Here is a 20,821-nt window from a genome sequence, read left to right on the forward strand (position 1 = left end):
TGCATGCAATTCTATCTGAGATAAATGACGAAGATTCTTATCATCTATACCGGTGGTACCGTGGGGATGATTTACGACGAAAAGACGACTGCACTGCGGCCCATTGGCTTCAACGAGATCAGGAACAATCTGCCCGAGCTTTACCGGATGGGAATCGATTTCTACGTTTACGCCTTTAATCCTCCCATGGATTCCTCCGACATGCACCCTGAGATCTGGTCCGAACTGGCCGGCATCATCGAAGACCGGTACGACCGGTACGACGGGTTTGTGATCCTGCATGGCTCGGACACCATGGCTTTCACCGCATCAGCGCTCAGCTTTATGCTGGAAAATCTTTCCAAGCCCGTGATCCTCACCGGCAGCCAGCTGCCTATCGGCAAGATCAGGACGGACGCGAAAGAAAACATCATCACCGCCATGGAGATCGCTTCCACCAAAAGCAACGGCCATTGTATGGTGCCCGAGGTGTGTATTTATTTCGACTTCATGCTGTTCCGCGGCAACCGCGCCAAAAAATATAACGCGGAGAAGTTTGAGGCATTCTACTCCATGAACTATCCCGCGCTGGCCGAAGCCGGCATCGACATCAAATACAAAAACAACTACATGCTGCCCGCGCCTGAAAAAGGCCTGGTGGTGCATAAGAACATGGACGCCAATATCGGCGTGCTGAAGATATTCCCTGGCATTACCCGCAAAGCGGTGGAAGCCATCGTAAATACGCCCGGTATGCGCGGCCTGCTGCTGGAAACCTTCGGCAGCGGCAATGCCACTACCCAATCCTGGTTCACCGAGTGCCTGCAAAAGGCCGCGGACAAAGGGATCATCATGGTGGACATTACGCAGTGCGACGGCGGCTCCGTGGAGTTGGGCAAATATGAAACGAGCCAGCAGTTGCAAAAGGTCGGTGTGGTGAGCGGTCATGACATGACCTTTGAAGCCGCCACCACCAAGCTGATGTTCCTGCTGGGGCAGAACCTGGAGCCCGCCGAGATCAAACGGCTGATAGAAGCGCCGATGCGCGGGGAACTGACCCCTACAGCACCGGACCCGGAGTAACAACCGGGCCTGCCATGCCAATGACAACAAGCCTTTCCAGCTTACCCTTCATTTTTCACAAAACAGTCATTGCGGCATTACATGGCCGCCAGCCATCCTTTTAGGGTATCCACATCCTTTTTCAGTTTGGCCTGCACGATCTTTTGTTTCTGCGAAACAGGAAGGGATTCATCTTCTTTGGTGAGTAAGGGGTATTCGAGATGAAGGGAGATGGGCGCTTTGATGTTCAGTTCTTTTATCTTTTTGAAATAACCCGTGAAATCCACCATTCCTTCGCCCAGGGGAACGTTTTCCAGCACATATTTTCCTTTCTGCTGTATCCACCGCACGTCTTTGATCACGATGGTATTGATGTGCGGGCTGATCAGCTGAAGCCCTACCGGCCAGCTGTTCGCCCCTTCCACGGTGGCGTGGCGGATATCGTACTGCACACCGGCCCAGGCCGGGTCCACCTCTTTGATCATTTCATACAGGTCCCAGACGCCTGCCCCGATCTTCAGACCGGCGTGGTTCTGGTAAGCTGCTTTGATGTTATATTTTTTATTCAGCGCCGCCAGGGCTTTCATTTGGTTACCCCGGTTGTGAAGGCTTTCCAGCAAAGGTTTCCCTTTTTCATAGTCATACCAGCCCATCCGGTAATACTGGATGCCTTCGGCCGCCGCGGCCTGCAATACAGGCGCCGTAGCGGGGTCATCGGCATACAGGATGGCGGTGGTCATCAGTTTGGCGGAGATCCCTGCCTTACGCGCCGCCGCAACGGCTTTGGGAAGGTCCTGCGCCACCTTGTCCGGGGTGACGTGCCCTTCGGGCCGTACCGTATAATCAACACCGTTCAGCCCTGCCGCGGCAAAAGTTTCACAAAGCATGGCATAATCCATCCATGGGAACTGGAAGGGTTTGGAGAAGCCGTGAATCTCCCGGCTGTCCGCCGGGAAAGCCAATGAACGGAGGGGAATGGCTGCGCCCGCCATGGCGAGGGTTTGCAGGAAAGAGCGACGATCGTATGGCATGATATTGGGTTTCAAACAAAATATTAAATTTAATCTTATGAAAAAAGACTTCAGCAGCCTGAAACGGCCTAAATACCCGATGCCGGAGTTTATAGATGAGGCCCTGGCGAAACATAAGTTATATGAGAAATATGAGAGCCGTCCTGCTTATCAGCAGAATGATTACATCCACTGGATCAGCAGTGCAAAGCGGGAGGAGACGCGGCAGAAGCGGCTGCTGCAGATGCTGGACGAGCTGAAGAAAGGCGGCAAATACATGAATATGGAATACAAGGGCAAATAAAACCCGGAATTTCTTGGATTTTTTAGTCAAAGCGTTATCTTTGCAGCCCTGAACGAATAATTCAACCGCACGGAGGAGTGCAGGAGTGGTTGAACTGGCACGCCTGGAAAGTGTGTATAGGTGAAAGCCTATCAAGGGTTCGAATCCCTTCTCCTCCGCTAAAGGAAACAATCAATACTGATTGTTTCCTTTTTTTATGCAGGTAAGAGATTGGCTAACAATACATGCCGTCGGCTTGAGGTGTCCAAAATGGTGTTCGAACTTTGCTGGGGAATACGTGGTCACTGATCTGTTTAGTGACAACGCTACAAGAGAATAGCCTTTTCTTTTTTGTTCGTCGATGCTGACCCGAACGTATAAATAGGCTGACTTCATGACGGTAGTTTTTATTCTATTAGTAATTAGTCAACCAGGAAGGAGAGAGAATTTTGCTGGTAAAATGTTTCCCTTAATATCACTCCCCATAATTTCTGACCAAAAGCATAAATTATTAGCTTTGAATCAACACAATATCATTTATGACGATCAATTATTTTATTCATCCGCACTATCAAGAGAATTTCACCCAAGGGAAGATTATTGATGCTACCAGTTTTAAAACATTGCATCCTGTCGCTGCAGCATGGTGCCGGATAATTGATGCTAACCAAGAGAAACTGCGAGCATTGGAAGGTGTATTGAATTTAGTGTACTATATGCAGGAAAATACGGTCCTCCCGAGGAACTTTGACCAGGCGGATACTATTATGCAACTGAATACCCAAGTACGGTCAAAGTTAAACAGAAAAAGCTGTCGTTAATTCATGGGAAGCTTATCGGCACAAAACGAACATATATAAGCATGTACCATTGGAAAAAGCCACTAAATGATAACACTGAAAGCAAGGTTCGATAAATAGTACCAGGTCTATGGAAAAATTCTTTCTTGAAACAAGCAGAAGACATAATACTTCCAATATCACAAGGAATGCTAAAGATCTGATGGCGCTGGTTTCCCTACCTCCCCACAAGATGCACTTACGCGTCTATATACCTAAAAACGGCAACCGTAGTGCTTATGAGTCATCTCACAAAAGCGACGAGTATAAAATCATAAAGCCTGCGGCTAAAGATGTTTTTTACGAGGCATACAATAGATGTCTACAGAATATCCATCATGTTGACCTCAATGATGGTGAATTCTACCTGGTAAAAAAGAAGCAATCTCACGCAAGTACCTGAAATAACAGTAGTAGCCTCTACTTCCTGGAATCCGGGCAACAGCATAGCTATCGATAAAATCAAAAACCGTATTACTGCTATTGAACAGCGATTAATAGAACTAGATACAGATACATCCGGTGATAGGATAAAAATGAGGGGAGAGCTAGAGGGGCTGAAGTTTGCATTGATCGCTATCCAGCATGGTTAATTCGAAAGAGAGACTGAAGTTTTATACGCCGAAACGTGAAGTCAAAGATTTTTCAGGTCTCCTTCTTTTCAGAAAGGAAACTTTTTTGCTTTCATTTCTCCCCATATTCTTGATTTTATTTCAAGGATATCTTTATATTTGCCATCAATAGTGGCATCCTAACGCCTTTAAAAATAGCAGAAAAGATGAGGACTCAAAATAATTTCTTTGCTAACAACTTGGGGTTTCTGCGTAATAGAATGAAAATCAGTCAGCAAGACTTGGCGTGCAAATTGAACATTACACGCAAAAAATTATCGGCTTTGGAGACCGGGCAGACTCGCAACCCTATAGTTGAGGACCTTATGCGCTTTTCGGATTTTTACCGCCTAACCATTGATACCTTGCTAAGCGTGGACCTTCCTCGGCTGGGGGAGCTACAATTGCAGGAGTTGCAAAGAGGAGGTGATATCTATCCGAGAGGTACTAAGCTGCGCATCCTAGCCACCACCATAACACCGGACAATAAAGAACACGTAGAGATGGTTACCCTGAAGGCCAAGGCTGGTTATAGTGCTGGTTATGGCGACCCTGATTATATAGCGCAGCTGCCAGTCTTTCATATGCCGCAGTTGCCGAAGGACCGTAAGTTCAGAATGTTTCCGGTAAGCGGAGATTCAATGCTACCGGTCAGGAATGGCTCCTATGTAATTGTGGAATATATGCAGGACTGGACAGTGGTTAAATGTGGCACGCCCTGCGTGGTGATCACTAAAAATGATGGCATAGTCTTTAAGGTGGTGGAGAACAAAATCGAGGCGGAAGGAACCTTGTTGATGATCTCCCTGAACCCTGCTTATAAACCCTATGAGCTCTCCGTCAATGAAGTACTTGAGCTTTGGAAGTATCATAGCTACTGGACAGACGAGGAGTTGGAACCCGTAACAACGAGTGGCCACCTGCTGCAGAAGATAGAAGAGGTCCACAGGGAATTAAAGGCCCTGTCGCAGAAATTGTGACTGTTACAAATGGATGATGTTATACGAAACGAAACAATGGGCCGGCACACTTAGAACAGAATATCTACCTGACACCAAACAATAATTTCATTATTTTACAGTCAATATATACCCAATGGAAGTCCCCGTAAAGAACCTAGTTGAAACAGTGGATCTAACATCAGAGGATGTCCTTTTACCCCTCTTGGAATGTGTTGTTAATTCAATTATTAGTTTGCAACAATCAGCTCTTCCGAAATCCCAACAGAAGATCCAGATACAAGTAGAACGTGGTGATCTGTCCCAAGCGTTAAACTTTGATAATGTCAAGACAATTGCTTCCTTCAAAGTAATTGATAATGGTGTTGGGTTTAATAAGAGAAACTTTGAATCCTTCGAGACGCCTTTTTCTCAGGTAAATAAAGATCACGGCTGTAAGGGGATAGGTCGTTTTACTATCCTTGCTGCCTATCAGGAATTTCTTGTAGACAGTAATTACAATGAAAATGGCCAGTGGTGGAACAGGACATTTAAATTCACGACTGACAAAGAAATAGAATCTCAAACTTTTGCAGAAAGTGATCAAAGTAAATGGAGGACCACCGTTTATATCAAAAACTGCTACAACGAATTAGTCCGAGAGCGGTCAGCTCTGACTGTAGAGCAGATTGCGGAAGCAATTATGCAGCATTGCTTCATTTACTATCTCAGCGGTAACCTTCCAGTCATAGAGCTCATTGACATGGAAGATAAAAGCGGTGCAGTAATTAATGATTTGTTCGAAAAGGTTTCGCGTGAGAAAGAGCGAGAGTTTCCATTGAACGGACATAAATTTAAAATATACATTACTAAAACACCTAAAACGGGTAACCGGCGCAACAACTATCTATATTATTGTGCCAATGACCGATCTGTGGGTAATCCAAGAAACTTAAAGAATATAAATAGCATCTTTACCTTTCCCATTCTGGTTGATAGCAGTTATTACTTCTTTGATATTTATTTAGTTTCAAAATTCCTGGATAGCAAAGTTTATAAAGCCCGTAATGGGTTTAATATTCCAAAGGAAAAGGAGAATTTATTATTCAAATCTTCTGATATTGTTTCTTTCCAAGACATTGAAGAGGAAGTTTCTAAGTTACTGGAAAAGGAGTACGACAGTTTTGTAAAAGGAGCCAAGGATAAAAGCGTTCAACAAATCGCAACCTATATCCAGACAAAAGCCCCTCGTTATAACAGCTTCATTAAAAATCCGGAAATACTGCAAAGTATTCCGCCGAATCTGCCGGAGGATAAATTAGAAGAGCACCTCTACCGGATTTCCTATAACGCCAGGAAAAACGTCGAAAAAAATATCCAGAAATTCATCGACGATAAATCCATTAACGAGGAGGCTATTTCAAACATCATTAATGATATTAAAGAGAAAACGGCCTATGACGTAGATAGTCTTGCAGATTATATGACCCGCAGGAAAGCGATCTTGGAATTGTTTGACAAATTTCTAGATGCTGATGAGAGTGGAAATTATAAGTTAGAGCAGGACGTACATAAGTTAGTATTCCCACTTGGCCTCACCAATAATGAATTGGACTATGAGAACCATAACCTATGGTTGCTTGATGAACGTTTTATTACCTATAAATTTATTGCCTCAGACAAAGCTATTACTTCCTACTCACAGAAAAAAAGCCGCAAAGAATTGGACCTGATCTTACTTGATGAGCCACCTATGTTTGATAATCCTATAAGTTTTGGGGACCGTAGCGGTGGAGAGGTTAACTCTATGGTCGTTTTTGAATTCAAAAGGCCCGGCGATACAGCACATCAGAAAAATAAAAAGGATTATCGGTGGCAGTTTTCAGAGCTGGTTGAACCGTATTTCGATGAGTTTCTCTACCAACCTAACAAGAAAAACTATAAAGGAAACCAAGTCGTTATTCACAAGACAACGCCCAAGTTTGGTTTTGTTATCTTAGATGTAATTCCTACTCAACTGGCCAGCTATAATGAAGATAAAGGATGGAAGAAAACGCCGTTTGGTACTTACTTTAAGATCGAGCCAGAAATTAACCTTCACATTGAAGTTATGACATTTAGAAAACTGCTCGACTTTTCCGTAACACGGCACAATCCATTTTTTGATAAGTTATTTGTAAGATAAAGCTCTAATGATTTCAAATTTTTGCAATCATCCCCGCTAAAAAATTTAAAAGCCTTCAAGTCGTAAGATTTGAAGGCTTTTTCTATTTGTCTGATCCTGGAAGATACTTTGACACTTTTACTTTTCAGATTTAACCGTATCCAATATGCTGATAATTGCCTGCTGAAACTTTTCCGGTTCATCCTGATGAATCTGATGCCCGGAATTTTCAAATAAAAACAGATCCTTCTTTGGCGCTTTTAATTCCCCGAAATATCCTTCTGTGATTTTAGTCGATGTCTGAATATCGTTTTTGCCGACGAAAAAATAAACGGGGCAGTCAACTTTCTTTAAAGTCTTTGGCAAATCAATATTCATGACTTCATTCCACGCAGGCGACCAGGTTTTTGACCACTGAAGAAACCCGTTTTTGAAATTATCACTTAATACATATTCCTTACCCTCTTTGTAAAAGAGCCACTTCCTTAAATAAAACAAGTCTTCGTCATTTTTAAAAGGAATATTTACGTCCGCCAATTCTTTGCTGGCAAGAGGATTGTCCTTAAAATAAACTTTCAGAGTTTCGAGCAGATTCTTCTCACTCGCCATTTGACTGATAACAGGATTTGAAGCAAAATAGGCATGTAATAGTTCAGGATGTTTTTGAACGATGTAAAAGCCTAAAACATTCCCCCAGGAACTGCCTAATAAATATATTTTCTCCTGCTTTAATGTCTTTGTCAGGAAAACAATCACCTGGTAGGTGTCCTCTTCCATTTGCCCAACTGACGGCTGGACAGGCGAAGCATTTAATTTTAATGTTTTCCCCGCATCTCTTTGATCCCATTGAACAATGGTAAACTTATCTTTTAAAAGATGGGTAAAAGAACCCGCACTATTCATCATCGAGCTTCCGGGACCACCCGATAAAAAGAGAAGTATTGGTTTATTGGAATCATCCGTTTTAATTCCTATGACTTGTTTTATTCCGCCAATTTCAGTTGTTATAAGCGTATCAATTTTTACCGGAACATTTTCAGGTTTAAGTTCTTTTTTACTTTGTCCATTACATACATAAAATGGAACTGCAATTGTTAGCAGAGCTAATATCAGGCTTCTTTTTTTCATGATTTTATCGTTAGGCAAAGCGAATGTATGTAATGTTTCCCAGCGTTCTTTCATTGAAACCCCATGCCTTGCATAATTTACACTATAGTGTAGCCCCCAAAAAACCGGTGAACAGCCGTTATATCGGCAAACGATCCGTAAATTTATCGGCGTACACATGTTTTCGACCAATGATCCTTCGCCGGAATATCTTATTTTGTAGTATCAAACCGATATTGATCAACAATAAAATCCAAACATCATGGCAACAAAGGTTTTTATCAATCTCCCCGTAAAAGACCTCAACAGGTCAAAGGCTTTTTTTGAAGGGCTTGGCTACAGCTTCAACCCGCAATTTACTGATGAGAACGCAGCCTGTATGGTGATCAGCGATACCATATACGTAATGCTCCTCATCGAACCTTATTTCCAAACCTTTACCAAAAAGGGAATATCGGACGCCACCAAACAAACCGAAGTACTGATCGCTTTGGATGCAAGTTCGAAGGAAGAGGTAGTGAATACCATCGCAAAAGCGAAAGAACTGGGCGCAACAATTTATAATGAACCGCAGGACCATGGCTGGATGTACCAGCACAGTTTTGCCGACCTGGACGGCCACCAGTGGGAACTGGCCTATATGGACGAAACCCAGATGCCAGGGTAAATTCAACAGGCTTAATCCTTGCTTAAAAATTTATACCAATGGCAAAAACAGATTATAAAACGATCGACGAATACCACAATGTTTTCCCGGAGGAAGTGCAGGAAAGAATGCAGGCCATCCGGGATGTGGTGCACAAAGTAGCGCCCGGGGTGGAAGAAACGATCAGTTACCAGATACCCTGTTTTAAATACAAGGGTTACCTAGTCTATTATTCGGCTTACGCCAAACATATTTCGCTTTCGCATCCGTTTAGCGCCGAACTGCTGAAAGCGTTTGAGAAAGACTTAAAAAAGTATAAGGTCTCCAAGTCCGCTATCCAGTTCCCCGGCAATGAACCGCTGCCTTTGGACCTGATAAAAAAGATCATTGAATTCAGGAAAAAAGAGAATGAAAAGTAATACCGCAAAAGGGGCTGATTGTCAAAAAAGATGATCAGTCCCTTTTTACAATTCAATCCCCTCCTCTCCCATCAATTCCATTCCATACCGCCCGATCGCATCGATCACCGGCAGCGCGCGTTCCGCCCTCTCTGTGAGCCGGTATTCCACGCGCGGGGGTTTCTCCACATAGATGTGCCGCGTGAGCATTCCTTTTTCTTCCAGCTCTCTCAGTTGCGTATTCAGCATTTTGTGGGAAATGTGGGGTATCGCATTTTTCAGGTCGCCATACCTTACGGGGCCGTTGCGAAGACTTAATAACACCGGCATTTTCCAGGTGCCGCCGATAAATGCCATGGCAAATTCCACCGGGCTGTAATAGACCCGGCTGCGATAGATAAAATCCTTCATGATGCAAATTTAATCAATTGGAAATCATCCTGTTAAACACATTTCCTTTATCGACAAAAAAGTATATAAAGCCCGGTGAATCAATTCAAAACATAGATTTGCGCCTCACAAAATCTGCCAATTATGTCCCCGAAAGAATGGATGACCGTCCCCGTTTTACCCTGCATTGAATTAGAGGATACTTTAACCTTCTGGGAACTGCTGGGTTTCACCACTACTTACAAACAACTCAGGCCTTACCAGTATGGCGCCGTGGCAAGAAACGGCTATGAACTGCATTTCGTGCGGGTGAAAGGCATAGGCCCCGCCAATAATTACTCCGGCTGCCTGGTAATGGTCTCGGACGCGGAAAAGGTGCACCGCGAATTCACCCGGCAATTCAAAAAAGGTTACGGCAAGATCCCCAATGCCGGCACACCACGGATCTCTCGGATGAAGCCCGGGCAAACAAGATTCACCCTTACGGACGTATCCGGCAATTCCATCATCTTCATCAGCTACGGCGAAAAAGACCAGGAAGTATACGAAAAAGCGGATGACCCTCATCTTACCCCGCTTCAGAAATCAATGGTCATCGCCATCCGCTTCAGTGATTACAAAAACGATTACACCGCCGCCGCCAAAACGCTGGACGTTGCGCTGAAACGCGACGGCAATGAAGCCAAAACGGATATCGCGGAAGCCCTGCTGATGCGCCTGGACCTTGCCCGTGAACGGAAAGAACTCAAAAGGGAAAAGGAATGCAAAGTGGGCCTCATGAGCCTGATGCTGTCCGTGGATGAACTTTCCCTGCTGAAACAGAAACTCAATCCGCATTACTGGAAAATACTCGAAGGACTGTTGTGAGTCAGCGCCCGGATAATTCGGGCCTGCCCGGAACGTAATATTCGCAACGGTACACGAGGAACTTCCGGACCATCCTCGGCCCTCTTTTTACTTCGATGGGCCGAAGCGGGTACACGTAATGGAAATACCTGCGCAGGGAATCGGCAAACTGCCGCTCATCTTTTTCATCGCCTTTGATGGAGTTGATGAACAATGCGTTTTTCCCTTTCAGCAACGCCAGGTTCGTACCCACATAATCGAATTGCAGGGCGGGCTTACGGAGAATGTTATAGCTATAGACCATTTCGTCCATATAAAAATTCAATACGGCGCTTGTTTTATAATCATCCGCTGAAAAAACAAAATCAGCGGGATAATTGCGTTTCAGTTGCTGCACCGCCCTCGCCATCCTGCCCCAGCCCACCCACACATCGTCCGAGCGCACCGGCACAGGATACCAGCGCAGCTCGATCGCCAGCGCCACATGTATCACCACTGCCACTACCTGCTGCCATTTGATCATTTTGCGCGAAAAATACCTGCTTACCCAGATCATACCGGTGATGTAAGCGGGCATCATCCAGTTCAGCTTCACCCAATAGATAAATGAAATGGCGAGAAAAGAAAAGAATACGGGCAGGAAAAAACATAAAAGGAACAACGTATGATCCGGCACCGCCCAGAGTTTGCCTTTGTATTTCCGGGTCACTTTGTACAGCATCCATAACAGGCTGAAAAACAGGACCGGCGCCAGGATGGCGGACTGATGGGCCAGTACGCCCAGGAAGTCCTTGATGCTGAATTCGATCCCTTCAGCCCTGCCCGTGGACTGAAACCTGAACGAAACAAAATCATGCTGAACATTCCACCAGAGCACCGGGCTGAAAACCAACATCATCAGTACAAATGAAAGCCAGGGCCATACCGTCCCCAGCCATTTGCCATGTGAGCCGGACAACACCAGGTATAACAACAGGCCTGCCGGCAGGAACACCGCGGTGTATTTGCTGTCAAATGCAAGCCCCATCATAATGCCCGCCAGCAGCCAATAAACTTTCTTTTCGAGGAATAACGCCTTGTAAAGGCAAAGCAGGCTCAGCGTCCAGCAGAGCATCAGCGGCACGTCCGGTGTGGACACCAGCGAGAGTATCGTGACCATGAGGGTGGAGCTGAATAAAAGCAAAGCGTTCGACGCCCGGCGACGGCTGAGGAAACGGAGCGAAAGCCGGTAAAAAAAGGCTAATGTCAGCAAAGTGATCACCGTATCCGCCAGCTTTACAGCGTATACTTTTTTCCCCAATACAGCCGTAAACATCTTCAGTACCCAGGCAATACCCGGCGGATGATCAAAGTAAGACGCGGCAGGATGCTCCGTATAAAACATGTAGTACGCATCCTGGGGCATCAATCCCATCAAACCAATAAAAGCCAGTCTCAACAGCAGGATGAACAAGGCAGACCATACCAGCCACCTGTTTTCGGTGTAAGCAGTTTGCAGGTCATCCCGGAAATTTTTTATCTTCATATCCGGTTGTAACAGTTATCTCGACAAGTTCATGCCTGCCAAATTCGTTCCGGAAATTTCCGGGCGCTCCACGATGCAACGTATAACCTGCTATTTTTCATATATTTATTAGCGTTCGTTCTTCAATTTAACATCGCTGTAACAGTCTGGAAGATCATGAAAAATTACCTGCCCCTCATTTTAGCGCTATGCCTGGTGAAACTCGCCGTACATATGGCCGGGAATCATAATTACGATTTCATGCGGGACGAGCTGTTGCATCTCAGCGCCGGCCATCATCCCGCCTGGGGATATTTTGAATTCCCCCCGTTCATCGGCTGGGTGGCCAGGGTATCCATCCTGTTCTTCGATCATTCGCTCACCGGCATGCGGCTTTTCGCCACGCTGGCCGGGGTTGTTATTGTAGTGCTCTGCTGCATGATGGCCGTGGAGCTGGGCGGGAAAAAGTGGGCCGTGTTCCTGGCAGGCGTTTGCGCATTGTCATTCCTGCCTTATTACCGGAATCATTTTTTGTTTCAGCCTGTTGCATTCGACCAGATGTTCTGGGCGCTGGGGTTTTATTTTATACTTCGTTTTGTGAATACGCAGCGAAATGTTTATCTCCTGTGTACGGGTATCACGGCCGGTTTCGGGCTGATGAACAAATATACTTTCATGGTATGGATCGCGGGGATACTATTCGCTTTACTCTTTCACGAAAAAGCCCGCATGTACCGCAACAAATGGTTGTATATCGCCGGCGCCGCGGCATTCCTGATCTTTCTGCCGAATATGATCTGGCAATACCAGCACGACATTCCATTCCTGCTGCATATGAAACAACTGGCCAAAACGCAGCTGGACAAAAAAGACGTGTTTGAATTTGCAATAGAGCAGGCGTTTTCCCCGGTTACGCTGCTGATGAGCCTCGGCGGCCTGTATTTCGTGATGCGGCAGCCCCGCTGGCGTTTCCTGGGAATTGCTTTCGTGACCATGTTCTTTTTGATGTGGGTGCTGCGTTCAAAATCATACTATTTTTTTGCCGCATATCCGCCCATGTTTGCCGCGGGCGCCGTTTGGCTGGAAAGGATTTTTCAAAAACGGCCTTACTGGAATCTGGCGCCAGCTTTGCTTTTGCTGGCTATGGTCATTCCCTGGATGCCTTATCTCATCCCTATTCTTCCCGTTGAAAAATTTATCCAATACAGTCATGAAAAACCAGATGCAGAAGGGCATTATAAGTTCACCAGCGATTATGCGGACATGTTCGGCTGGAAGGAACAGGTAGCGCTGGCGGACAGCATTTATAACACGCTGTCACCGGAAGATCAGCAGAAGTGTATCTTCTGGGCGGAGAACTACGGAGAAGCGGGCGCCATCCGCATCATCGGCAACAGGGAGCCCGTATGCCGCCACGGCAGCTTCTGGACCTGGGGGCCCGGACCGCTTTCCGGCGAAATCGCGATCAGCATCGGCAACGAGCCTGATGTGGTGGACAGGGTTTATGAAGAACACCAGCTTATCAGGATCATCAAACATCCTTATGCCATCGAAGAAGAAAACAACATACCGGTGTACCTCTGCCGCAAGCCGAAAATAAAACTCAAAGAGATCTGGCCCACCTTGGAAAAACAAGTGTTTGAATAAGTCAGCCTTTTTCCACGCCTGCCATGTACACGAGGCGGCTGAACAACATGCAGCTTATCTGTGTACCTGCTTCAGCAGCCACTTCACAAGGTCCTTTACAGCGCCCGCATTTTCATATTCCGCAGGGATGCGTGTGCCATCGGTATATTCATTGTACAGCCAGGGATCACCCACGGCAAACACAGTGCCTTTGCCAACGCCGGCCACAGCCATGATCACATCGGCGCCCTCAGTAATAAGCGCCTTTGCCGGGCTCTTCACTTCCAGGATGCTCACTTCTTTGAGATATACCTTTTTGATGGAAGGGAACACTTCGTTGCCCGCCGGAATATGTACCGCGCCGGTAGCGAATTCTTTTCCCTTTACCATATTCCTGCTGCGTTTGGTGAAAGAGATCCCAAAACGTTCCGCCAGCGCGCTGAAACGGGTCAGCTCGGCATTAGCGCTGTCGTTGCCCATCAGTACCAGCACACCGCCTTTTTTCACCCATTGTTCAATGGCGGAGATATCGGCGGGGGAGATGAAGTTTGGTGAAGGGTTTTCTTTTTCATTGTCCGCATCCACGATGATATATACCGCGGCGCCCTGGAGATTTCCGGCGGTGGGCGCGGCGTACAGCGTAGCGGTGTCCGCTCCGTTGCGCAGGAATTCCTGGCCCAGGATGGAGAAGCCGGACATCGCGGTTTCTTCCCACTTATAATGCCAGGAGCGCATCTGGCCGCCGGCGTCTTTTTTCTGTTCGTTGTTGAAATAACTATCCAGCAGCATTTTTTGTGCGGAAGCCGCCATTGAAAGCGGCATGAAAAGAGCGATAAGTATGGCTTTCATTCCAACAAATTACGATGCCGCCCCCGGATTTGCAAACGTTTGCATGTATTTCCAAACCGCCCCGCCCAATGGCACTTTTTGCGCGCCTGACAACAATCAGTCCCGCTCATTTGTTTATAGCTCAAAACCTGAACCTTATGGAAATAAAGTCATCCACGAAGTATTTTGCAGAACTGGTCGGCACTTTCGCCCTCGTATTATTCGGCTGCGGCGCAGCGGTCGTATCGGGTGTTTCTCTTACAGGTCCGGCCGGTATCGGCATCCTGGGTATCGCGTTCGCCTTCGGGCTGGCGGTATTGGTGATGTGTTACGCCATCGGCGGCATATCAGGTTGCCACATCAATCCCGCGATCACCATTGCCATGCTGGTAGCCGGTAAGATCAACGGCAAAGATGCCGCGGGATACATCATCTCGCAACTGATCGGCGCCGTGATCGGTGCGGCCGTATTGTATTGCATACAAAAAGGTTTGACCGGCTGGATACCCGGCGAATGGGCCTTAGGCTCGAATGGATGGGGCGAGGGTTACGGGGCGGGATACAACACCTCCTCTGCCTTTATCGCCGAAGCGGTGCTCACCTTCCTTTTCCTCTTCGTGATCTTCGGCAGCACCGGCAAATGGGGCAATGGCGCCATGGCTGGTATGGCCATCGGGTTAACGCTTACGCTCATTCACATGGTGGCCATTCCTATTACAGGCACATCCGTGAACCCGGCCAGGAGCTTCGGCCCCGCACTTTTCGCCGGCGGCAAGGCCATGTCCCAGCTCTGGCTTTTTGTCGTAGCCCCCATCGTGGGTGGCATTGCGGCAGCCCTTGTGTGGCGCGTACTGGAGAAGAAATAGGCATCCCTGCCTAAAACATAAGTATTACCCCCTGTTGTCGGAACCGGGCCTGATTGACCTTTGTGGTATGATCAGGCCCGGTTCTGTTTCCCGCTAACACAAACAGATGAACGTTAATACGCATTAACCAAAAACGATTTTGGCACAGTATATGCAAAAGTCATTTTAACCGTTTAACCGTATACACCCTGAACCTGTGGCCTGGCCATGAAAGAAACAGAAGTATACCTGTATACACGTCTCTAATTAATCAAGAATCCATTTTAGCAGCATAAGAGAGCGCCGGAGAACCCGGCTGGAAGAGCTATGCCATTTATGCTGCGTGGAGCAACCATGTTTTGTATATGAAAAGGATATTGGTAATTGTGGATGATCTGCTGATGATTCATGTGATAGAACTGATTATACATAAAGAGGGATACGACGCAGACCTGGCCTATAATGGAAAAGAAGCTACGCTGTTGCTTCATACGCATGATTATGATCTTGTGATAGCGGACCTGAAGCTGCCATTCCCGCATCTCCGGGAACTGGCTACCGTGCTTGAGCGCAAAAAGCAGCTCAGGCCATTCCCCATTCTCGTTATTATTCCCGCGGCATTCCTAACCGGCAGCGTCAGCAGCTGGTTCGGCATCGACGCGGACGAAACTGTTATCCGGCCTTTCTGCCCATTCGAGTTAACCGGCACGATCAACCGTCTTTTGGGGCGTTGATCTTTAGCAGGTCCGGTTTTCCGGACCTGCGTTTTTTGCCTGATAGCATATTAACCGGATTGGCGATATTTGCGGTATGTCCCCTTTCTCCGTTACCATCAGTGATCAACTTTATGAGGTTACGCCCTATGTAAAGGGTTATGGTATTTCTTTTCATGTAGACACTCCCGGAAGCCGCATCTCATTTGAGCTGGACGAGGAAGACAATCTCCGCGCCATTACCTCCGGCGAGCCCGTGGACGCGGCCCTGGTGGAGCAGCTCGCCGCTGCAATTGTACAGCACTTTGCCTGAAATGCCAATATTTTTAGCTAGATTTGCTAATAATAATAGCATTATGATTGCCCTGGTTGATTGTAATAATTTCTATGTCAGCTGCGAACGGCTCTTCAACTTCAACATGGACGTTCTCCACCGCCCCGTGGTGGTACTCAGCAATAACGACGGCTGCGTGGTAGCCCGCTCGGAAGAAGCCAAAGCCCTCGGTATCGTCATGGGCGACCCTGCCTTTAAGATTGAAAAGATACTGACGGAGCATAACGGTGTCATGTTTTCCTCTAATTACACGTTATACGGCAGCCTCAGCAACCGGGTGATGCGCGTCCTTTCCCGCTACTCGCCAGATATGGAGGTATACAGCATAGACGAAGCATTTCTTGACCTTTCCGGGATGAAAGACCTGCCCGCCATCGCCGCCGGCATCCGCAAAAATATCTTCGATGAAGTGGGCCTGCCCGTATCCGTGGGCGTAGCGCCTACCAAGACGCTGGCCAAAATGGCCAACCGTTTTGCCAAAAAACATCACCGCCGGGCCGGCGTATGGGTACTGGATTCCGAAGAAAAGATCAGGGATGTGATGGCGGTCACCGCAGTTGAGGATATATGGGGCATCGGCGCACAATATGCGGCAAAGCTTCGCCAAAAAGGGTTCCAGACCGCCCTGGACCTTTCCAAAGCACCCGATGACTGGGTAAGAAAAGAATTCACGGTGGTGGGCCTGCGGCTGGTGCATGAATTGCGCGGCATCCCCAGTATTCCTTTCCAGGAAGAAGCCTCCCCCAAAAAAGGCATCTGCGTAGCCCGCTCCTTCGGGCAGCTGCTCACCGAAAAAAACGATATCCGCGAAGTGCTGGCCAATTACACAGCGATCTGCGCACAAAGGCTCCGCAAACAACAAAGTTGCACCGCCGCCATACAGGTATTCCTTTCCACCAACTATTTCAGGAACCAGGATAAACAATACCACAAATCCATTACCATGCGCCTGCCCACGCCATCCAACAGTACGCCCACCCTTTTGCAGCACGCCATGGATGCGCTGGACCGTATCTTCAGGCCAGGTTATAATTATAAAAAGGTCGGCATTCTTACCTTTGATCTCGTACCGGAAACTTCCGTGCAGCAGAACCTGTTTTCGGAAGAAGACAAAACACGCGAATCAAAACTGATGAAAGCGCTGGATGGAATTCACCAACACTTTCATGGCAAACAGGTTGTTAAATTTGCAGTGCAGGGTAAAGGCTCTAAAGGACAACTGAAGCAGGAGAAATTGTCCAAACGGTTCACCACGCGGCTGCTGGAGATCCTGCGCGCTAAAATATAATGAATGCACAACCCGCTTTCCATATTACAGGTAACAGTGCTGGATGGTCTTATCCAGGCGGGGCACGTATATTTTGTGCGGCAAAGTTATTTCCGCGGAATGAAACCGGGCGCCAAAGAATCGTTGCTGATATCGCACTACCGCTCCGCCGCCGAAGCCACGGCGCATTATGATGCCATCCTTACGGATCAACGCAGGTATATTTATGATATCAGCAATGCGGCGGATAAAGAAAAGTTATATCATGCCGCAACGCAACCCGAAGGATATGCCGTGTATATCGCTTTGCTGAAAGATAAAAAATGGAAACCCGGCCCTATGCTCACCGCGGCCGTCAGGAGGTTTGTGAGGGTACACGCCAGCCGGAGCCAGGAGGGAAGAACAGACGTTTCCATCAGGCTTTTTATCAGGTTTGGTGAACTTTTCCTTACTTTAAAGCAGCACAAACAAGAAGAACAAAACATCCCCCTTTCCGAAATAGAAAAAACATAACGTCAATGTGTTACGATCTTTCATTTTCCGCCAGCGTTGAATCCATATTTGATTATGTCCCCGAGCTGAATAACATAGGCCCGCTGGATATGTACTTTGAACCGACCTTTCACAAAGTGGCGCAGGCATACCCCAAATGGCCGGTAGTGTTAAATGATAAAGGCACCCTGAAACTCATGAAATTTGAATGGGGCGTGATACCGAATTATATGAAAACGCCGGAAGAGATCAAAAAAGGCCGCAAGTGGATGGTGAACGCCCGCTCTGAAAAAGTGCTGGATACAAAAGCATACTGGAGCCGCATACGCAAGAACCGCTGCCTGGTAGCGGCCACAGGATTTTTTGAACATCGTGAGATCCCCGGCTGGAAAAATAAAGTACCTTATTACATCCGCCTCAAAAACCGCGATATGTTTTTTATCGCCGGGCTTTATACCTACTCTCATCTCCCCAATCCAGAAACAGGAGAGCTGCCGGGCACCTTCACCGTGCTCACCAGGGATGCGAACGATATCATGAGCCGCATTCACAACGGCGGTGACAATGCCGGGCGTATGCCGCTGATACTGCCGGCAGAGCTGGAAAAAGAATGGCTGCGGCCAGACCTCCCCGACACGGATATCCAACGCATCCTCAATTATTCCCTCCCTTCAGATGAAATGGAATACTGGACGGTGAATTCTGTGCGCAAAGCAAAGCCCGATGATGAAGGAGTGATAGAAAAAGTGGCGTACGCGGACCTTCCCGCGCTATGATGCTTTGATGATCCTCAGCGGATAAGGCGCTTCTTTACTGAGATATTTATCCATTACGGAATACAACCGGTCAAATTCCACGGGTTTGATCAGGTATTCGTTCACGCCCGCATCCAATGCTTCTTTCTGCTGCTCGCGGAAAGCGTCGGCGGAAATAGCGATCACGGGAATGTGCTGTAGTTCCGGATCTTCGCGGATAAAACGGATCACTTCATTGCCGGTGAGTTTTGGCATATGCATATCCATAATGATCAGGTGCGGGTGGCAGTTGTGCGCCATCGCCAGGCCTTCCTCGCCGTTGCCGGCAATCAGCAAATGAATACCCAGGTGCGAGAAGAAACGCTCCATGATCATCTGGTTGATCTCGCTGTCTTCCATCAGCAACACCGTTTTGTCCGAGGGGAAAGCGGCGTATTCCCTGCGCTCGTCCTGCTGCTCTGCCGGCAATGATACCGCTTCCACTTCCAGCGGCAGCGTTACGGTAAATGCGGCGCCCTGCCCCTGTTCGCTCCACACTTCTATTGTGCCGCCCATCAGCTCTGTGATGCGGCGGGAAATGGTAAGCCCCAGCCCTGTGCCGCCAAAGTTCTGGTGAATGGATTCATCCGCCTGTTCGTATGGCTGGAAGATGAGTTTTTGTTTTTCCTTCGCGATACCCACACCCTCGTCCGCTACGCGGAGGCACCATTGCGCCGGTTCCTGCAGGTAGATATGCAGGGTTACTTTTTTACCCGATGGCGTGAATTTAAGCGCGTTGCCCAGCAGGTTGTTCACGATCTGCGTGAGATGCAACCTGTCCCCCACTACTTCGCCGGGCAGTTTATGATCCACCTGCAATTGCAGCGTGACGCCTTTTACTTTCGACGCATCCTGGTAAATATTCACCACGCTGCGGATCCATTCACGCAGCACAAATGGTTCCGGATGCAGTTCATCCGTTTTGCCGGCTTCTATCCTCGCCAGCTCCAGCACATTGTTGATGATCTCCAGCAGGTTGCGGCTGCTGTTATGAATATTATCCACCAGGTGCACGATGCTGCGGGGGATCTTGTTCCGGTTAGCCTGTTCGTTCAGCAACAGGAAACTGATACCGATGATCGCGTTGAGCGGGTTGCGTATTTCGTGGCTGATCTCCCGGAGGAAAGCGGACTTAGCGGCATTGGCGTGCTGCGCTTCGTCGCGGGCCTGCATCAGGTCCTGCTTAAGGGATTCCAGTTCGGCCACATACCCTTTCAACTGCTGGTCCTGGTCGCGGAGCTGGGCATTGTTATCCTTCAGGTTCACCAGCATGGCTTCCAGCGCCATATTACTTTTACGCAACTGCATGGTACGATTGCGCACTTCTGTTTCGAGCTTGGCATTATAATCTTCCAGCTTCGTGTAGGCGGAGACGAGTTCTGCCTCTTTGCTTACCACGAGCTCGTTTTTCTTTTTCAGTGAATCGTTCCTTTTATTCAGCCTTTTTACCAGGCCGCTGATATTGATCTGGTAAAAACTGATCACGATACCGTTCAGCAGCAATACGATGGACATGATCAGCCAGCGGAACATAAAGGTGAGGTCGCGGCTCATTTCCATCGGCTCTATCACCATAAAATAATAATTCGTCTCCAGCAATATAAGGCTGGTCAGGATCAGCACCAGGCACATGAACTTCAGTTCTTTTTCCGCCGGTGAGCAGATCAGCAATGGCACGCCAATGAGGAACAGCCCCAGGAAATGTACCTGCGTGCTTTCCCCGAAAGTGACGCCATAATACAACATGACCATACAGAAAACGAACATCAGCCCGAACTTGGCGGCTGAATATTTTTTGTTGCGGTTGAGGAGCAGGATGGAGAGGAAGCCGCTTACAAAACCCATGGCGGTAAAAAAGATGGAATAATCGCCGGACATAAGGGCGAGCGATACCCCGCAAAAGGTACACAACAAGGCAGTCAGGAAGCTAAATGAATTAACGACCATGATCTTTCTGCCATCGCCGTCTTTCATATCCGAGGATAGACCTGTTTTCTTAATGATATTAAACCATTGGCTGATCATTATTACAAACAATTGCCTGTCAGAAGTTACGCCTTTTTTCACAGTTCCTCAACACTTCTTCTGCAACAGATTTGGTTGATATTATTTTGATTATCAATAAATTAAAATTCTCAAAGGTAT

21 protein-coding genes and 1 tRNA gene are annotated in these 20,821 nt (G+C 47.4%); 16 read left to right on the forward strand and 6 right to left on the reverse strand.

Going from position 1 to position 20,821, the window contains the following annotated elements; all coding sequences use genetic code 11:
• The first annotated feature begins 24 nt into the window (after positions 1 to 24).
• Positions 25 to 1,062 (forward strand): asparaginase, encoded by a 1,038-nt coding sequence (locus EG028_RS15305; protein WP_120517436.1) that lies wholly within the window; start codon positions 25 to 27, stop codon positions 1,060 to 1,062.
• 77 nt (positions 1,063 to 1,139) lie between these two features.
• On the opposite strand, the gene EG028_RS15310 is transcribed toward EG028_RS15305, so the two are convergent.
• On the reverse strand, positions 1,140 to 2,072 hold the full coding sequence (locus EG028_RS15310; RefSeq protein WP_120517437.1) for a sugar phosphate isomerase/epimerase family protein: 933 nt from the start codon (positions 2,070 to 2,072) through the stop codon (positions 1,140 to 1,142).
• A 37-nt stretch (positions 2,073 to 2,109) separates the two neighbouring features.
• Between EG028_RS15310 and EG028_RS15315 the strand changes: the two genes are divergently transcribed.
• The 5 genes from EG028_RS15315 to EG028_RS15335 all read left to right on the forward strand — a co-directional run bounded on the left by EG028_RS15315 (position 2,110) and on the right by EG028_RS15335 (position 6,907).
• Positions 2,110 to 2,355: a YdeI/OmpD-associated family protein gene (locus tag EG028_RS15315; RefSeq protein WP_120517685.1), complete on the forward strand. Its 246-nt coding sequence runs from the start codon at positions 2,110 to 2,112 to the stop codon at positions 2,353 to 2,355.
• 71 nt (positions 2,356 to 2,426) lie between these two features.
• Positions 2,427 to 2,513 (forward strand) — tRNA-Ser (locus EG028_RS15320).
• Between the two features lie 360 nt (positions 2,514 to 2,873).
• Positions 2,874 to 3,155, forward strand: coding sequence for a hypothetical protein (locus tag EG028_RS27845; RefSeq protein ID WP_120517438.1), 282 nt, complete (start codon positions 2,874 to 2,876; stop codon positions 3,153 to 3,155).
• Between the two features lie 796 nt (positions 3,156 to 3,951).
• Positions 3,952 to 4,764 carry an XRE family transcriptional regulator gene (locus EG028_RS15330; protein ID WP_120517439.1) on the forward strand — a complete coding sequence of 271 codons (813 nt, stop codon included), beginning with the start codon at positions 3,952 to 3,954 and terminating at the stop codon, positions 4,762 to 4,764.
• A gap of 115 nt (positions 4,765 to 4,879) precedes the next feature.
• Positions 4,880 to 6,907 carry a hypothetical protein gene (locus EG028_RS15335; RefSeq protein ID WP_120517440.1) on the forward strand — a complete coding sequence of 676 codons (2,028 nt, stop codon included), beginning with the start codon at positions 4,880 to 4,882 and terminating at the stop codon, positions 6,905 to 6,907.
• A gap of 117 nt (positions 6,908 to 7,024) precedes the next feature.
• On the opposite strand, the gene EG028_RS15340 is transcribed toward EG028_RS15335, so the two are convergent.
• Positions 7,025 to 8,014, reverse strand: a complete 990-nt coding sequence (locus tag EG028_RS15340; RefSeq protein WP_120517686.1) for an alpha/beta fold hydrolase — start codon at positions 8,012 to 8,014, stop codon at positions 7,025 to 7,027.
• 241 nt (positions 8,015 to 8,255) lie between these two features.
• Here EG028_RS15340 and EG028_RS15345 point away from each other — a divergent pair, with 241 nt between their 5' ends.
• Both EG028_RS15345 and EG028_RS15350 read left to right on the forward strand, forming a co-directional pair.
• A complete protein-coding gene (locus tag EG028_RS15345) occupies positions 8,256 to 8,660 on the forward strand; it encodes a VOC family protein (RefSeq protein ID WP_120517441.1) in 405 nt (134 codons plus the stop codon).
• Positions 8,661 to 8,698: 38 nt separating this feature from the next.
• Complete coding sequence (locus tag EG028_RS15350) at positions 8,699 to 9,058, forward strand: iron chaperone (RefSeq protein WP_120517442.1); 360 nt, start codon at positions 8,699 to 8,701, stop codon at positions 9,056 to 9,058.
• A 45-nt stretch (positions 9,059 to 9,103) separates the two neighbouring features.
• Here the strand turns inward: EG028_RS15350 and EG028_RS15355 are convergent, their stop codons facing one another.
• Positions 9,104 to 9,448 carry a winged helix-turn-helix transcriptional regulator gene (locus EG028_RS15355; protein WP_120517443.1) on the reverse strand — a complete coding sequence of 115 codons (345 nt, stop codon included), beginning with the start codon at positions 9,446 to 9,448 and terminating at the stop codon, positions 9,104 to 9,106.
• Between the two features lie 123 nt (positions 9,449 to 9,571).
• Here EG028_RS15355 and EG028_RS15360 point away from each other — a divergent pair, with 123 nt between their 5' ends.
• Entirely contained in the window at positions 9,572 to 10,294 is a 723-nt protein-coding gene (locus EG028_RS15360) for a VOC family protein (protein ID WP_120517444.1), read from the forward strand.
• A gap of 1 nt (position 10,295) precedes the next feature.
• Here EG028_RS15360 and EG028_RS15365 read toward each other — a convergent pair whose 3' ends face one another.
• Positions 10,296 to 11,798, reverse strand: coding sequence for a glycosyltransferase family 39 protein (locus tag EG028_RS15365; protein ID WP_120517445.1), 1,503 nt, complete (start codon positions 11,796 to 11,798; stop codon positions 10,296 to 10,298).
• A gap of 156 nt (positions 11,799 to 11,954) precedes the next feature.
• On the opposite strand from EG028_RS15365, the gene EG028_RS15370 reads away from it, so the two are divergent.
• Positions 11,955 to 13,424: a glycosyltransferase family 39 protein gene (locus EG028_RS15370; protein ID WP_120517446.1), complete on the forward strand. Its 1,470-nt coding sequence runs from the start codon at positions 11,955 to 11,957 to the stop codon at positions 13,422 to 13,424.
• Positions 13,425 to 13,478: 54 nt separating this feature from the next.
• Here EG028_RS15370 and EG028_RS15375 read toward each other — a convergent pair whose 3' ends face one another.
• A complete protein-coding gene (locus EG028_RS15375) occupies positions 13,479 to 14,252 on the reverse strand; it encodes a DUF4350 domain-containing protein (protein WP_120517447.1) in 774 nt (257 codons plus the stop codon).
• Positions 14,253 to 14,389: 137 nt separating this feature from the next.
• Between EG028_RS15375 and aqpZ the strand changes: the two genes are divergently transcribed.
• The 6 genes from aqpZ (at position 14,390) to EG028_RS15405 (ending at position 18,658) form a co-directional block, all read left to right on the forward strand.
• Positions 14,390 to 15,097, forward strand: a complete 708-nt coding sequence (aqpZ, locus tag EG028_RS15380) for an aquaporin Z (protein ID WP_120517687.1) — start codon at positions 14,390 to 14,392, stop codon at positions 15,095 to 15,097.
• Positions 15,098 to 15,441: 344 nt separating this feature from the next.
• On the forward strand, positions 15,442 to 15,810 hold the full coding sequence (locus EG028_RS15385) for a response regulator (RefSeq protein WP_120517448.1): 369 nt from the start codon (positions 15,442 to 15,444) through the stop codon (positions 15,808 to 15,810).
• Positions 15,811 to 15,886: 76 nt separating this feature from the next.
• The gene (locus EG028_RS15390; RefSeq protein ID WP_120517449.1) at positions 15,887 to 16,102 is read left to right on the forward strand and encodes a hypothetical protein; all 216 of its coding nucleotides are present in this window, start codon (positions 15,887 to 15,889) and stop codon (positions 16,100 to 16,102) included.
• Between the two features lie 43 nt (positions 16,103 to 16,145).
• The gene (locus EG028_RS15395) at positions 16,146 to 17,411 is read left to right on the forward strand and encodes a Y-family DNA polymerase (protein ID WP_120517450.1); all 1,266 of its coding nucleotides are present in this window, start codon (positions 16,146 to 16,148) and stop codon (positions 17,409 to 17,411) included.
• A gap of 3 nt (positions 17,412 to 17,414) precedes the next feature.
• The gene (locus EG028_RS15400; protein ID WP_120517451.1) at positions 17,415 to 17,903 is read left to right on the forward strand and encodes a hypothetical protein; all 489 of its coding nucleotides are present in this window, start codon (positions 17,415 to 17,417) and stop codon (positions 17,901 to 17,903) included.
• A 5-nt stretch (positions 17,904 to 17,908) separates the two neighbouring features.
• Positions 17,909 to 18,658: an SOS response-associated peptidase gene (locus EG028_RS15405; RefSeq protein ID WP_120517452.1), complete on the forward strand. Its 750-nt coding sequence runs from the start codon at positions 17,909 to 17,911 to the stop codon at positions 18,656 to 18,658.
• Here the strand turns inward: EG028_RS15405 and EG028_RS15410 are convergent.
• Complete coding sequence (locus tag EG028_RS15410; protein ID WP_162946536.1) at positions 18,653 to 20,650, reverse strand: ATP-binding protein; 1,998 nt, start codon at positions 20,648 to 20,650, stop codon at positions 18,653 to 18,655. The genes EG028_RS15405 and EG028_RS15410 overlap by 6 nt on opposite strands.
• Positions 20,651 to 20,821 lie beyond the last annotated feature (171 nt).

The organism is Chitinophaga barathri (assembly GCF_003807585.1).
Classification (GTDB): Bacteria; Bacteroidota; Bacteroidia; order Chitinophagales; family Chitinophagaceae; genus Chitinophaga; species Chitinophaga barathri.